The organism is Ekhidna sp. (assembly GCF_965228795.1).
In the GTDB taxonomy this organism is placed as follows: domain Bacteria; phylum Bacteroidota; class Bacteroidia; order Cytophagales; family Cyclobacteriaceae; genus Ekhidna.
Genome location: NZ_OZ245839.1, coordinates 24,233 through 38,949, shown reverse-complemented (window position 1 = coordinate 38,949; position 14,717 = coordinate 24,233). Strand labels below are relative to the sequence as shown.

14 protein-coding genes are annotated in these 14,717 nt (G+C 39.7%); 9 read left to right on the top strand and 5 right to left on the bottom strand.

What is annotated here, in order from left to right:
* Window positions 1-16: 16 nt before the first annotated feature.
* Together ACQK2H_RS00100 and ACQK2H_RS00095 are read left to right on the top strand one after the other, a co-directional pair.
* Window positions 17-940, top strand: coding sequence for an SdiA-regulated domain-containing protein (locus ACQK2H_RS00100; protein WP_425389435.1), 924 nt, complete (start codon window positions 17-19; stop codon window positions 938-940).
* Window positions 937-4,524, top strand: coding sequence for a metallophosphoesterase (locus ACQK2H_RS00095; RefSeq protein WP_425389434.1), 3,588 nt, complete (start codon window positions 937-939; stop codon window positions 4,522-4,524). The genes ACQK2H_RS00100 and ACQK2H_RS00095 overlap by 4 nt, the downstream gene beginning before the upstream one ends.
* A 68-nt stretch (window positions 4,525-4,592) precedes the next feature.
* On the opposite strand, the gene ACQK2H_RS00090 is transcribed toward ACQK2H_RS00095, so the two are convergent.
* From ACQK2H_RS00090 to ACQK2H_RS00080, 3 genes are read right to left on the bottom strand one after another with little or no spacing between them, the layout of a single operon-like run.
* Complete coding sequence (locus ACQK2H_RS00090; protein ID WP_425389433.1) at window positions 4,593-5,528, bottom strand: IS3 family transposase; 936 nt, start codon at window positions 5,526-5,528, stop codon at window positions 4,593-4,595.
* Window positions 5,525-5,899, bottom strand: a complete 375-nt coding sequence (locus ACQK2H_RS00085; protein WP_425389432.1) for a hypothetical protein — start codon at window positions 5,897-5,899, stop codon at window positions 5,525-5,527. Before ACQK2H_RS00085 ends, ACQK2H_RS00090 begins: the two co-directional genes overlap by 4 nt.
* A gap of 47 nt (window positions 5,900-5,946) precedes the next feature.
* Entirely contained in the window at window positions 5,947-6,312 is a 366-nt protein-coding gene (locus tag ACQK2H_RS00080; RefSeq protein WP_425389431.1) for a DUF1573 domain-containing protein, read from the bottom strand.
* A 128-nt stretch (window positions 6,313-6,440) separates the two neighbouring features.
* Here ACQK2H_RS00080 and ACQK2H_RS00075 point away from each other — a divergent pair, with 128 nt between their 5' ends.
* The 4 genes from ACQK2H_RS00075 to ACQK2H_RS00060 all read left to right on the top strand — a co-directional run bounded on the left by ACQK2H_RS00075 (window position 6,441) and on the right by ACQK2H_RS00060 (window position 10,224).
* Window positions 6,441-7,676, top strand: a complete 1,236-nt coding sequence (locus ACQK2H_RS00075; RefSeq protein WP_425389430.1) for a sensor histidine kinase — start codon at window positions 6,441-6,443, stop codon at window positions 7,674-7,676.
* Window positions 7,669-8,355, top strand: coding sequence for a response regulator transcription factor (locus tag ACQK2H_RS00070; RefSeq protein ID WP_425389429.1), 687 nt, complete (start codon window positions 7,669-7,671; stop codon window positions 8,353-8,355). Before ACQK2H_RS00075 ends, ACQK2H_RS00070 begins: the two co-directional genes overlap by 8 nt.
* Before the next feature lie 97 nt (window positions 8,356-8,452).
* Window positions 8,453-9,826, top strand: coding sequence for a PP2C family protein-serine/threonine phosphatase (locus ACQK2H_RS00065; RefSeq protein WP_425389428.1), 1,374 nt, complete (start codon window positions 8,453-8,455; stop codon window positions 9,824-9,826).
* A 5-nt stretch (window positions 9,827-9,831) separates the two neighbouring features.
* The gene (locus ACQK2H_RS00060; protein ID WP_425389427.1) at window positions 9,832-10,224 is read left to right on the top strand and encodes a DUF1987 domain-containing protein; all 393 of its coding nucleotides are present in this window, start codon (window positions 9,832-9,834) and stop codon (window positions 10,222-10,224) included.
* A 75-nt stretch (window positions 10,225-10,299) separates the two neighbouring features.
* On the opposite strand, the gene ACQK2H_RS00055 is transcribed toward ACQK2H_RS00060, so the two are convergent.
* Window positions 10,300-11,136, bottom strand: a complete 837-nt coding sequence (locus ACQK2H_RS00055; RefSeq protein WP_425389426.1) for a T9SS type A sorting domain-containing protein — start codon at window positions 11,134-11,136, stop codon at window positions 10,300-10,302.
* A gap of 141 nt (window positions 11,137-11,277) precedes the next feature.
* Between ACQK2H_RS00055 and ACQK2H_RS00050 the strand changes: the two genes are divergently transcribed.
* The 3 genes from ACQK2H_RS00050 to ACQK2H_RS00040 all read left to right on the top strand — a co-directional run bounded on the left by ACQK2H_RS00050 (window position 11,278) and on the right by ACQK2H_RS00040 (window position 14,354).
* Window positions 11,278-12,876: a sensor histidine kinase gene (locus ACQK2H_RS00050; protein WP_425389425.1), complete on the top strand. Its 1,599-nt coding sequence runs from the start codon at window positions 11,278-11,280 to the stop codon at window positions 12,874-12,876.
* Window positions 12,866-13,558 carry a response regulator transcription factor gene (locus ACQK2H_RS00045; RefSeq protein ID WP_425389424.1) on the top strand — a complete coding sequence of 231 codons (693 nt, stop codon included), beginning with the start codon at window positions 12,866-12,868 and terminating at the stop codon, window positions 13,556-13,558. Before ACQK2H_RS00050 ends, ACQK2H_RS00045 begins: the two co-directional genes overlap by 11 nt.
* Window positions 13,559-13,625: 67 nt before the next feature.
* Entirely contained in the window at window positions 13,626-14,354 is a 729-nt protein-coding gene (locus tag ACQK2H_RS00040) for a HisA/HisF-related TIM barrel protein (protein ID WP_425389423.1), read from the top strand.
* Here ACQK2H_RS00040 and ACQK2H_RS00035 read toward each other — a convergent pair.
* On the bottom strand, window positions 14,351-14,701 hold the full coding sequence (locus tag ACQK2H_RS00035) for a hypothetical protein (RefSeq protein WP_425389422.1): 351 nt from the start codon (window positions 14,699-14,701) through the stop codon (window positions 14,351-14,353). The genes ACQK2H_RS00040 and ACQK2H_RS00035 overlap by 4 nt on opposite strands.
* Window positions 14,702-14,717: the final 16 nt, after the last annotated feature.

Here is a 14,717-nt window from a genome sequence, read left to right as displayed (position 1 = left end):
CATTTTAGACTAACGAATGACTTTCATAAAGAACATAGCACCAATTTTATTGTTCATTTTCCTGATTTCTTTGAATCAAAGCTGCTCTTCCACGTCATTTGGCAACCATGCGGATAGCCTTTTTCTTGTGGATGACTATGTGGAATTCAACTACAACGTAAAAAGGCCAGTCAAAAAATTCTTTTTGCCGTATGTTTTGGAAGAAGTGTCCGGACTAACCTTTAAGGCTCCCAATAGCCTGCTAGCTGTAGATGATGAATCAGGACGTATGTTTGAATATGATCTTAAACAGAAGGAAATTTCTCACTCAATCGGATTTCACAAAGCAGGTGATTATGAAGGCATTGAAATGGTAGGTGATACAGTATTTGTATTGAAAAGTGATGGTGATATTTTTCAGTTTCCGTATACTCCTGAAAAAGAAGTGGGTTCCAAAAAGCATGAAAACATTTTGAGCTCAAAAAACGACACAGAGGGCTTAGGACACGATCCGAAGAAGAATCAACTATTGATTGCATGCAAAGAGGATGGAGGATTAGGAAAGAAAAAGCTTGAGGGGAGAGGATTTTATGCCTTCAATTTTAAGACAAAAAAAGTGGATTCCTCACCCCTGTTTGTTATCGGTCCAAAAGAGCTGGAGACATTTTGGGAAAAACATAAATCATTCGACTATGAACGAAAACGGATTAAGTTCAAGCCTTCAGCAATAGCAACGCATCCAATCTCGGGAGATTATTACATTTTATCATCAGTCGGAAAAATGCTAGTGGTAGTAAATGATAAAGGCGATTTGAAGGCAACCTATCCAATCTCACCCAGGGTGCTGGGACAGCCGGAGGGCATCTGCTTTTCTCCGAATGGAGACCTCTTTATTAGCAGTGAGGGAGAAGGAGATCGTGGCTACATTCTCAAATTCAAAATGAAACCAAACATCCGATGAGGAACCTGCTTTTCTTAATCATCCTGCTTCCGGGATCACTTTTTAGTCAGAGGATATTCCTAATAGGAGATGCTGGTGAACCTAAATCACCAGACCCGAATCTGGAGCTCTTAAAACAAAAAATGGCATCAGCTACAGACGATGACTTCCTCATTTTCTTAGGTGATAACCTTTATCCAAAAGGACTTCCAGAAAAAGAGCATCCACAAAGAGAAGAAATGGAAGATAAGCTCATTCCTCAGCTTGAAGTCATGAAAGCGTTTCCGGGGAAGGCGTACATCATTCCGGGCAATCATGATTGGGCACAAGGAAGAAAATATGGTTGGGAGCGTGCGTTGAATATGGAGCGTTTTGTTCGTGATTATTTTGATGGGGATAATGTCCTTCTTCCAACCGGAAGTTGTCCGGGTCCCATTGAAATTCCCATGGGTGAAAAATCTACATTGATCATCTTAAACACACAGTATTTTCTACATGGCTGGGATAAGCCGAATGAAGATGATGATTGTGGAAGTAAATCTACCATTGAGGCCCTGGAGGATTTAAAGACGATCATTACAAGAAATGCCGGGAAGCACATTCTGATAGCAGCTCATCATCCGGTTTATACCTATGGGGAGCATCACGGAAACTTTAGCTTTAAAGAGCAGCTAAAACCATTGCCTATATTGGGAAGCCTGCAACCTCTTTTTCGAAGGTTGATCGGTAACATTCAAGACAATACACACCCAAAATATCGTGCAATTATGGGGCAGCTGGTTGCAGCTATGAATGAGGCAGAAGATGTTATTTATGCTTGTGGGCATGAACACTCATTACAGCTTATCCAGAAAGATGGCCATCACTTCATCGTAAGTGGATCCGGATCTAAAATCACCCATGTAAAAAAGGGAGATGGAAGCCTTTTTGCTAAGAAAGAACAAGGTTTTGCCATTTTAAACCTACAACTCTCAGGTACTGCATCGGTTCAATATTGGGGAATCAATGACGGATTGCTTTTTGAAACCGGGTTGTATGAAAAAGAATTGAAAGAAACCCTGGAGGAGCTTCCTCCGCTTGATTTTACAGACAGCACAATCGCAGTAGCTGCCAGTAAAAAGTATGAAGGAGATCGGGGGAGGCATAGGTGGTTGGGCAAAAACTACCGGGAAGTATGGTCTACGCCGGTTGAGGTAGAAGTGTTTGATATTGGCAATGCAAAAGGTGGATTGGAAGTGGTGAAAAAAGGCGGTGGAATGCAAACAAAGTCATTACGGCTAGTTGCTGATGACAAGAAAGAGTATGTATTACGATCCATTGAAAAATATCCTGAAAATGCTATTCCTACAGCCCTTCAAAAAACGTTCGCACAAGACATTGTGGAGGACCAAATATCAGCCTCACATCCCTATGGAGCGTTCATAATTCCATATTTGGCTGAACCTGTAGGTATTTATCATACCAACCCTAAACCTGTGTTTATTCCCAATGATCCCCGTCTTGGACAATTTCAAAACACGTTTGCAGGCACGTTGGCTTTATTTGAGGAGCGACCAAACGAAGCGGCATCCAGAGAACCATATTTTGGAGGAGGAGAAGACATAGATGGTACTGACACGGTAATTGAAAACCTCCGTGAAGACAATGATAATGAGGTGGATCAGGATTTTGTGGTTCGCAATAGAATCTTTGATATGTGGATTGGTGATTGGGATCGTCATGATGATCAATGGAGGTGGGCGCAAATAGATAAAGAGAAAGGGAACATATATCGGCCAATCCCAAGGGATCGAGATCAGGTGTTTTTTGTAAATGAAGGAATCATTCCAACATTAGCAGCAAGAAAATGGGCACTTCCAAAGATCGAAGGATTCGATGAAGAGGTGGATTGGGCACCAGGTATAAGCCAGAATGCGAGATTTTTTGACCGCACTTTTATGAATGAACCTGACTGGAATGACTGGCATGAAGAAATTCAATTTCTAAAGAACCAGCTCACAGATGAGGTAACAGAAAATGCGGTTGCTCAATGGCCGGATCCAATCGAGGAACTCACAGGTGAGCGCATAATCTCAGGACTTAAAGCACGGCGTGAAAATATGGAATCGTATGCCAGGGAGCTTTATCTCTTTTTATCAAGAGAAGTAGACATTACAGGCTCAGACAAACATGAGTATTTCCTTGTGGAGCATTTAAATGAAGACCAAACGAAAGTCACTGTAAGGAAAAGGAAGAAAGACGGAGAACTTGAGCAGGTTATTTACGAAAGGTTATTTCTGGCTGATGAGACAAAGGAAATCAGACTTTATGGCTTTGATGGAGAAGATGTGTTTGAGGTAAAAGGCCCAAAATCCAATATTAAAGTTCGTATCATCGGAGGGACAGACAAAGACCTTATTATCAATGGAAATGCAGATGAGAAACTAAAAAATGTGAAAGTATATGACCGTTATAAAAGCACTCAGGTGCAAGGAAACGCCAGGGGAATCTTAAAGCTGAGCGACAAACCGGGCATCAACAGATACAATCGTAAAGCGTATCAATACGATGTGCTAATGCCACTTATTACAGCCGCCATTAATCCGGATGATGGTATTTTTCTTGGTGGTGGATTTATGTTTACAAAGCATGGCTGGAGAAAAGAGCCTTTTGCTGCTAAGCATACGTTGACGGCAGTTAGAGCCTTTGAGACTAGCTCCTTTCAGATAGACTATTCAGGGGAGTTTACGGATGTGTTTGGGCAGTGGGATCTTACAACTTCTGTATTGTGGCAACAACCTTTCTTTGTTAATAATTTCTTTGGTGTTGGTAATGAGACTGAATTCCAAATGGATCAGTTCATAGCTCCGGATGATGACCCGATTGATTACTACCGAGTTAGAATGGATAGGTTTGATCTGAACATTGGAGTCTCAAAAAATGTAGGAGCCAAAGCAAAATTTTACATTTCTCCTGGCTTTAAGTCTGTAGAAGTAAAAGAAACGGCCAACAGATTCATTACGGAGCAACCAACAAATGAAAACATATTTAGGGAAAACCAGTACGGACGGTTGGTGACAGGAATATCTTTTGATTCCAGAGATAATAAAGTATTGCCCAAAGCAGGAATGACAGCTATGGCAGAGGTTGAGCACCTGGAAGCATTAACCGACTTTTCAAAGAATACCACTAAGATTAATGCCGAGTGGGCTTTTTATTTAACCACTCGTCTACCTTCCAGATTAGTTATTGCAAATAGGTTAGGCATGTCCCATATTATCAATAACGAGTTTGACTTCTTTAATGCGAGTACGCTGGGTGGTCGTTCAAACCTCCGGGGATATAGAAGAACACGATTTTATGGACAATCCTCTCTTTACCACAATCTTGATCTTCGATTAAAGATTGCCTCTTTCCGTAGCTATATCTTTCCTGGTCAGTTTGGGCTGCTTGCATTTCATGATATAGGAAGGGTGTGGGTAGATGGCGAAAACTCGGATGAATGGCATGCCGGTAAAGGATTTGGGATATGGGTCAGCCCACTCAACACAGTTGTTCTTAATTTAAATTATGCTTTCGGAGAGGATGAGAATCTGCCTACTTTTTCAATGAATTTCTTCTTCTAATTGAAAATAAAACCCCCATTAGAGGGGGCTCTTGTATCGTCCTAAAATAAGTTTACAGTTAAACATAGTTAATCCTGACATATGTTGACAGTTTGATTGTAGTCCTGTTTTATGTTGACAGTTGTATTTTTCCAATAATTCTTCCAGAGAGGTTTGGGCTTACTATTTGTAGAGTGAACCTGATCTGGAGTCTTCATACCACAGCTTAGATGAGGTCTTCCTTGATTGTAGCGGTTCACTACACAGCTTAAAAGTTCTCTGGCTTGAGCCATGTTTTCCACTTCATAATGGTTAAGATATTCTTCTTTGAGTATTCCATTGATTCGTTCAGCAATGGCATTTTCTAATGGATCTCCATTTTCAGTCATGCTGATAAGTATACCTCTAGCGGATAACATGTCCACATATTCTTGACTGCAGTACTGGATTCCTCGATCTGAATGGTGGATTAAGCCTCTTAAAGGTTCAGGTTGGCTTTCGATTGCCATGTGTAATGCTCGCTGGTTATTGATGGCTTCCAGATTATCAGATAACTCATAACCTACTATTTTTCGACTGTAAGCATCGGTGATGAGGCAGATGTAATGGAAGCGATCTCTCCACTTCCAATAGGTAATATCACTGACCCATACCTGATTAACGCTTTGAATATCCAGTCCTTTAATCAAGTTAGGATACTTCCTAAACCAGTGCCTGGAGTTGGTCGTCGATACTCGACGTTTTTTTCGCTTAATCAGCAAGTGATGGCTGGAAAGTAGATCAAAAAAAGCATCTCTGCCTATGCGGATACCTAATCGATCAAAATCCGACTGGAGCATATGAAAGAGCTTCCTACCTCCCAAATGTGGGTGTAATGCCCGTTGCTCTAAAACTAACTGAAGTATCTGCTGGTGAGTGGATTCCAATGATCTGCTTCTTGCCTGGTATTGATAGTAGGATTGCCTACTCATACCAAACAGTCCACAAATACAATCCAGCCCCACTGATGGATAGACTTGTTTCATGATTTTGACTGTTTGGTGGACAACTTTTTTCTGATCTTCAATGAAAACTTCTCCTCGGCTATGTCAATCATCTTTGAATAAGCTTCTGACTTTAGCTCAGCTAACTTCAGCGCTTCTTCTAGTTCCTTAATTCTTGCAGATAAATCTTCAGGATGCTCCTGTTTCTTATTTGGTTTGGACATATAGACACGGGCTTTTAATGGCTCCTTCATCCCAAAACTACGCATCCAGTTGGTGATGGCGCTATGACCTCTAATTCCATACTTGCGCTGAGCTGCTTCCTTACTTAGTTTACCTGATAGTACTTCTTGTATTATTCGTAGTTTCTCTGAATCACTCCGATAAATACGGCTTCCTGTTTTTATTCTCATTTTACACTTAAATTGTGTAAACCTATTTCAGGACAAGACATCTTGATTTATTCTACTACTTCGCCTTTAAAATGGAGGTAAGTATACTCTTCAGAGTTAGAAGTCTTTATCCGAATGTTTTTCTTGAATGCACCTAATTTTGCTGATTTGAAATTAGCGGAAATTGAAGCGGACTCACCTGCTTTAATGGCTGTTTCAGGATAGGCGATTTTAGTACACCCACATGATCCTTTTGCTTCAAGAATTCTGATATCCTCGTTGCTGTTATTTGTAAACTCGAAGGTTAACTCAGCCACCTCGTCCTTTGAAACCTGACCCAGGTCAATAGAAGTTGTTTTCCACTTTAAAGGTGTCATGCTCGCAACCACAGCTACTGCGATACCAAGCATTAAAATTGATGTTGCTTTTTTCATAGTATTATTTTTTTGATTGATCCAAAGCTGTGGATGAGTCTTCCAAAACATTGTTAATGACATCATAATGATTGTTAATGAGTTGTTAAACCGTGATTTCTGCCGTTCAATGTGGTTACTTTTGGAAAATGAAGAATGCTCACATTCGTGTGCTCATTGTCCTTGCAGTTCTTGCTTTAGTAGGAATAGTAGGCACCCAGGTATTTTGGCTGAACCGGGCCATAGCACAGCAGGATCAGGTATTTAATCACAATGTCCATGTGGCACTTCGCAATGTGGTGGAATCCTTGTGTGAAGCAAATGGAAAAGATTTTCCAACAGTAAACCCAATCGAGCAAGTTTCAGGCAATTACTTCATTGTTCGCACCAATGATAAAATTGACCTTGCAAACCTGGAGTATTTAATATCTGCAGAAATAAAGAAACGTGCTATCTCTCAGGACTTTGAATATGGCGTTTATGATTGTGCCAATGATCAAATGGTTTATGCTGAGAATGTCAGTCTTCAAGACGGAGATACTCAGGAAGTGATTCCTGTTTTGAAGAATGATGAGTATTATTTCGGAGTTTACTTCCCCGATAAATCGAGGACACTTTTTGCGGGATTTGATCTATGGAAATTTACAGCTGCTATTTCGCTGGTGGTAATCATCTTTTTTGGATACGCGCTTTTTGTAATTCTACGGCAAAAACGGTTAAGTGAGGTTCAAAGAGATTTTATCAATAATGTAAGTCATGAGCTCAAAACGCCACTATCCACACTATCATTAGCTTCATCTACCTTGAAAAATCGTGCAGAAACTGACAATGAGCGCTACGTCAACATAATACATCAGGAAGTATCTCGGCTTCAACGCAATGTAGAAGATATCCTACATGCTTCTTTGTTGGAGACCAATTTGAAGGTAGAGAAGGAACCAGTAGATGTTTCAGGTCTTTTATCCGAAATATTAGCGGAGGCCAGAGAGAAGTATTCAGTAGAGATGGTGGAATGGAAACTCACCGGAGATTCGTCTTTGAATATTCACACGAATAAGGAGCTACTAAAAAATGCTGTTTGGAACCTGATTGATAATTCAGTCAAGTATGGGGGAAAGGAGATTATTGTGCAGTTAAAGCAAGATCAAAAAAGTACTACCATCTCAATAACTGACGATGGAGTGGGCATCTCTCCTGCTGAGCAGAAAAAGGTGTTTAAGAAATTTTACCGGATTCCGGATGTACATAACCAGCATAATCAAAAAGGATTTGGCTTGGGCCTACATATTGTAGCAACACAAATCAAGAAGCTAGGTGGCAAAGTTGAACTTGATTCTACCCCCTTGGAGGGAAGTACCTTTAAACTAGTGATTCCAAATGGCTAAAATTCTATTGGCTGAAGATGATTCCAACCTTGGGTTTATGATTGAGGATAACCTCACTTCATGCGGGCATGAAGTTTCATGGTGTGAAAATGGAGTTGAGGCACTAAATCAATTTGAGAAAAGCGCTTTTGAAATATGCATTTTAGATGTAATGATGCCTAAAATGGATGGATTTGAGCTGGCCTCAAACATTCGAGAGAAAAATGAATTTATTCCTATCATTTTTCTTACGGCCAAGTCACAGGAGGAAGACCGATTGGTAGGTTTTGAAATAGGAGGTGATGACTATGTCACCAAACCCTTTTCTATAAAGGAGCTTGAATATCGAATCAATGTTTTTTTAAGAAGAAATGCCGGTCAGGACATAGAGCAATCGCCAAAAATCATCAGTTTTGGTAAGTCTCAGTTTGATGAAAAAAACCTCGTTTATCAATTTGAAGATGAAAAGAAGTCACTGACTCAAATGGAAGGTAATTTGTTGGGCCTTCTTCTTGGCAATAGAAATGAGCTTGTTAAAAGAGAAGAGATACTCGAAAAAATTTGGGGAGAGAATGATTACTTCAAAGGCAGAAGCTTGGACGTTTTTATTACCCGATTAAGGAAATACCTAAAAGATGATGATACACTCGAAATCCGCAATCATCACGGCGTGGGATTCAGTTTAATGGTAAACTCATAAATCCAACCCGGGTATTCCTTTCGTAGGTTAAGTTGATTCAATAGCGAGTCAGTCTATTAACCAACATCCTAAGGGTATTATGAGCCAATCTAGAATTATGCAACAACGCGCCGAAGAGGTCCAGTGGGAGGGTGCGTTGAAGCGATCCACAGTAAAGTACCATATTGCCGGAGCATGGGTTGCTGTTATATTCAACCTGGTATTTGGCGCCACTGACTATATCAATGTCAATCATCACTTTGAAGTATTCTTCATCTTTCGGTTAGCAGTATCCTCGATTACAGCCATCTTGTTAGTCTTCCGCAAGCCACTGAATATTTCTGATGTTTTCCTAGTGTTTGTTCCTGTATTATTAATATCTGTCCAAAACGCCTTTATGTGGAGTTTGATGGATGTAGATCATTTCCAAAAACATACACTCGCTTACATCGCTCTTTTCATTGGCGCAGGCATGCTTGTATTGTGGAAAATTTACTGGTCAATCATTGTTGTTGTTCTCTCAATCGCAGCGAACATCTTCTTTCTTGTTAGAAATAGTACACTTTCGGTTGAGGAAATATTAGCCAGCGGAGGCTTACTCACCGGTACAGTAATGATTTTCTCGATCATCCTTATCCAAACCCGCTATAACCTTACAAAGAGAGAGATTATTGCGCGCCTGTCATTGGAAAAGTCAAATCAGAAACTCAATGAACAGAAAAAGATCATTGAGTCAAAAAATAAAGACATCACCTCTAGTATTCGATATGCCAAAAAAATACAAGATGCGATACTCCCATCAGAACAATTTATCAAAAGGTATTTACCAAACTCCTTCGTATTCTACAGGCCAAGGGATATTGTGAGTGGTGATTTTTATTGGTTCAAACATGTCAATGATGTTTCCTATATAGCAGCAGTTGATTGCACTGGCCATGGTGTGCCTGGAGCCTTTATGAGCATGATCGGGAATACGATCCTAAATAAGATTGTACCGGATTATCAATCCAGGCCGGATCATATTTTGAACGCGATGAGAAAAGAAGTGATAAACACGCTGGAGCAAGGGAGTGATTCTCAGCAAGATGGTATGGATATCGCTTTTTGCTCCATAAATCACCGAACGAAAGAGCTACAATATGCTGGGGCATTTAACCCGCTATGTCTTATTAGAGATGGAGAGCTAATGGAGATTAAAGCTGACAGAATGCCGATAGGCTCCTACTTTGGAAAAATAGATAAGCATTATACCAATCATTCGCTTGAGCTGAAAGCAGGTGACACTTTCTATTTGTATAGCGATGGATTTCAAGATCAAATAGGTGGCGAGAATGTGCGTAAGTATTCATCAAAGCGATTCAAACAATACCTGACCTCCATTCACAAAGAAAAACCAAACATGCAATTAAATATGCTGGAGGAAGAAATCGAGATGTGGAGAGGGGATGAAGAGCAGCTTGATGACATGCTTGTAATGGGTGTTAAAGTTTAAGAATTATGAAAGAATCATTTATTAGAAAACCGACAAAAACAACTCCAGGAGCTGGAGTTAATTATGAAAAAGGAAAAGTAGTGTTGAAAGGGAGATCATCACCTGAAAACACAATGGAATTTTTCGAACCCTTTCTAAAGGCTATTTCATCATTGGCCAAAGCGAAATGTGAGAAGGTAACCGCTAGCTTTCGTCTGGTTTATTTTAACACCAGTTCAGCGAGATGTATCTACTTAACCATAAAGGAATTGAAGAAACTTGAATTGCAAGGGAAGACAGTTGGAATCAATTGGTTTGCAGAGGAAGAAGATGAAGATATGATCGAAACAGGCCTGGATTTTCAGGATATGGTCGGAATGGATTTCAAAATTTTGAAGTTTTCCAGAGAAAATGAGTGATGGCGTAAAAAAGAAGCTGCCTCTAGTTAATAGGATCTATTAGACAGCCTCTTTAAATTAAACCACTTTTAAACGTTAATTGATTACGATTTTCTTGGTAAGTCTTTTTCTGCCCTGGCTGATTTCAAGCAAGTAAACACCTTCTTTTTGACCGGACAGGTCTATGATTTCAGAATAGGTGCCGCCAAATCGCTCGAAACTCCGGTTGAATACCTCTTTGCCTTCAAGATTAGAAACCTTGATGCTCAGGTCTGCTTCGTCCGGCACACTAAATCGCACCTTAAATCGACCATTGGAAGATGGGTTTGGGAAAAAACTAAGATCTTCTAAATCAAGGAGATTACTCTCATCCACTTTGCCTTTCTTACCAAACTCATCTTCAACATCCGTAATTTTAATCCGTTTGATTGCGAACACTTGTACATGTCTTTTATCATCATCAGACTGAAAGCGATTGAGCATTTCTTCCATGTCTATCCCCAATTTTTTCATGTGTTCTCGATACGCTTCCATGTCCATGTCATCTAAATGGAGATTAAAAAATCCATCCACTGAATCACCATCAAAATGCCTGAAAAAGAAGTTGCCCGCGTCATCTTCCTCGTCTCCAAAATATTTAAAGAAGCTATGCCCTTGGTCTTTCAGCTGATCCAGATGTAAAAAAACATCTTCGTCTCTATCATGATCAAACCAAAAGTTGAAGTCTTGATTATCGCCTGCGAACTCCCTATAGTTCGGATCAGCATACATTTCTTCGGTGCTGTTATATTCACCTTTAAATGTTTTCTTCTCACCATTTATTTCCTTGGTGATTTCAACTACAATTTTACCGTCTTCATCTTGCTGACTGAAGCCAGCAAAATTCAGAAAAGCCATAACGGCTATTGATAGAAATATAGACTTTGCTTTCATTATATTTTGAGTTTTGTTTTTAACCTAATCACTAATCGAAAGTACGGGAAGGGAAGCTATCTGTCTGTTAATCAGTCGTTAATCCTTGTTAAAAATGGTTAAAGATGAACTGTGGTGATCGCATCATCGTATTTTTGAGGTATGCAGCGAAAGACTCTTAGATGGATAATTGGCCTTATGGGCCTGGCGATGATTGGATTGATTTCTTTCCAGCTCTATTGGATAGATTCACTGGTTTCAGCAAATGAGGAGCGATTCAGAAAGGATGTGCTGGATGCATTGAATACAGTCGCAAATAAGCTGGAAAAGCAGGAAACGTACGCGGCACTTCAAAAACTGAATTACGTAAACTCTCCTCTTTACAATGATGACCAAATCCATTTAAGGAGCACCCAAAACAATGAGGCTATTAAGGCTGGAAATAATGGAAGGATTGTAGAACGGGGGAATCAGCAAATATTCTATTTTGCTGACACTGTCAACGAAGGCGGGTTTGAGTTCGTGGTTAATTTTTCTAGTGTAGCAGATCGGTTCTTTTTCGAAAACTCACCACCACCTCCGGGCACTCCCAATGAAATGATAGCGGAGAGAGACGTTAAAATTCAAGAGCTGGAAAGTAAGCTCGCAAGGGTCTCCAGAAAGTACGAATTAACATTCGATGTGGTCAAGGATTTAATGGGACCGAATAAAAGCATTACCTCGAGATTTAACCCACAACAGCTTGATTCACTGTTAAAAAATGAGCTCGATAGTAAAGGAATTGATATTGATTACGAATATGGCGTATTGCAACCACACAATGATAGATTCTTGCTATTGACCAGTGCTCAGAAGAAGCAAGATTTAGAAAAGAGTGAACTCAAAGCGTCGTTATTCCCAAATGATATTTTCGGAAACGATAGCATGCTTATTATCAATTTCCCGGATAAAGAGGGCTACCTCATGAGTAAAGTGTGGTCTGCAATGGTTAGTTCAGGCTTCTTAGTGATGGTGATTCTGTTTTGTTTCGGATATAGTATCCGGACGATCGTTCGTCAGAAGAAACTTTCAGAGATGAAGAATGACTTCATCAATAACATGACGCATGAGCTAAAAACACCAATCTCCACCGTATCATTGGCAGTTGAGGCCTTGAATGATAAAGATATTGAACAGAGCTCGCTTAGAAATAAGTATATAAAAGTCATTGGAGAGGAAAACAAGCGATTAGGGGATCAGGTAGAAAAAGTATTACAAATCGCAGCAATTGATCGCAAGGACTACAATCTAAAGCACGAATTGTTGAGAATGAGTGATATGGTGAAGAGTGCGGCAGAACATATTGCCATGCAGGTAGAGCAGAGAGGGGGAAGATTGAATATGATTGAAAAAGCTGAAAAAGATAAGGTGCAAGGCGATGAAATTCATCTTACCAATATCATTTTGAATTTATTGGACAATGCCAATAAGTACTCACCGGAGGCGCCTAACATTACCCTTAGAACCGCATCTGACGATGAAGACTTTATCCTTTCCATTCACGATAAAGGTATTGGGATGACACGTGAGCAACAAAAGCATATTTTCGAAAAATTTTATCGCGTCCCAACCGGAAACCTTCACAATGTAAAGGGTTTTGGGCTTGGCCTGGCTTATGTTCAGCGCATTGTAGAAGCACATGGTGGGAAAATCTACGTCGACAGTGAGCCGGGAAAAGGAAGCAAATTTTCAATCACATTACCTTTAGCGAATGAAGCCTAAATTATTAATTGTAGAGGATGACCCAAATTTGGGAGAAATACTAAGTGAGTACCTTGGCTTAAAAGGGTTTGACACAACCTTGAAAAGAGATGGCGAAGAGGGAGGTATTGCTTTTAAAAAGGATCCATATGATCTGTGTATACTTGATTTAATGATGCCCAAAAAAGATGGGTTTACATTGGCAAAAGAGATCAGGGAATATGATGAGGAAACACCCATTATCTTTTTGACAGCCAAGTCAATGAAGCAGGATATTATCAAAGGGTTCACCATTGGTGCCGATGATTATATGACGAAACCATTCAGTATGGAGGAGCTGCTTCTTAGGATTCAGGCGGTTCTTAAGAGATCATCAAAGAAGGAGGAAGAGGATGTATTCCCAAACCCATTCGAAATTGCTGGTTTAACCTACTATTATCAGGAAAACAGGTTGATTACACCTAAAAGAGAGATAAACCTCACTACAAAAGAAAACGAGTTACTGAAGATTTTTTTCCAGAATGTAAACAAAACTGTTGAGCGTAGCATTGCACTTAAGAAAATCTGGAAAGATGATAGTTACTTCAATGCCCGCAGTATGGATGTTTACATTGCTAAAATCAGAAAGTATCTTCAAGATGAACCTAGTCTTAAGATATTAACAATTCACGGTGAAGGTTTCAAATTAGTAGAGGTAAATTGAATCATTTCTCCTTGAGATTCTGTATCTTTAAAAGAAGAGCGATTCATTAGAACCAATCATTCCTATTATGTTACTTGTACCATCAATATCAGTTATTGAAGGCAGGACTATTCGACTCACTAAAGGCGATTATTCCAGCGAAAAAGTCTATAATGACACACCCATTGATGTGGCAAAACAGTTTGAAGACCATGGAATTAGCCGTATTCATTTGATTGATCTGGATGGTGCTCGTAGAGGCACTTCTGTGAATTATGATATACTTCACATGGTCTCAGCATATACTGATCTTAAAATCAATTTTACGGGTGGTTTGCATACAGACGGGGATGTGTTAAAAGCATTTGAATATGGTGCAGAAAGTGTTACTGCAGCTTCTGTGGCAGTTTCTAACAAGGAGCAGTTTGCGAATTGGCTTATGTCTTATGGCAGGGAAAAGATAGCTCTTGCGGCGGATAGTTTGAAAGGAAAGATCAGAATAAAAGGCTGGCAAAAAGCTACCTCTAAAGATCTTTTTGATCACATCGCATACTTCTATGATAGAGGCCTGAAATACCTAAAAACCACCGACATCTCTAAAGATGGAGCCATGGAAGGTCCATCGTTTGATCTTTATAAAAAGCTTCTAAAGGAATTCCCGAATCTCTGCATCTTCGCTAGTGGTGGAGTAAGAGAAATGGACGATATTAAAAAACTTCGAGATCTGGGTCTTTATGGAGTGATTTTCGGAAAAGCTTTTTATGAAGGTAATATTTCTCTGGACGACATTGATGATTATCAATCTGTCGTTGCTTAAGGAGACTCCTCTGTATCGTATTTGAATTTATACAGGAAGTAAAAGATAAAATTGTATTTGCTTACTGAATCATCCTGTAGGGAATCTGCTTTCTCTGGAGTTCTTTCAACTGGCTTAACTTCATCGTTTTCCTGCAATTGTGATTCTTCCTGTCCTTCTGCAATCGATGAGGTGTTTGTCAGCTGACCATCAGGGCGCATCATGGTTTGGTCGTTTTTTCGCCTGCCCTCCTGATCTTGTTCTTGAGTCCTGTCTGGAGATTTAGTAGTTATACCAGTATTAGCAACACCATAATGAAAGGTGAATACAAAAATTAGCGTGGATAATATTGATATGTTTTTCTTCAAGATTAAGATCTTAAAC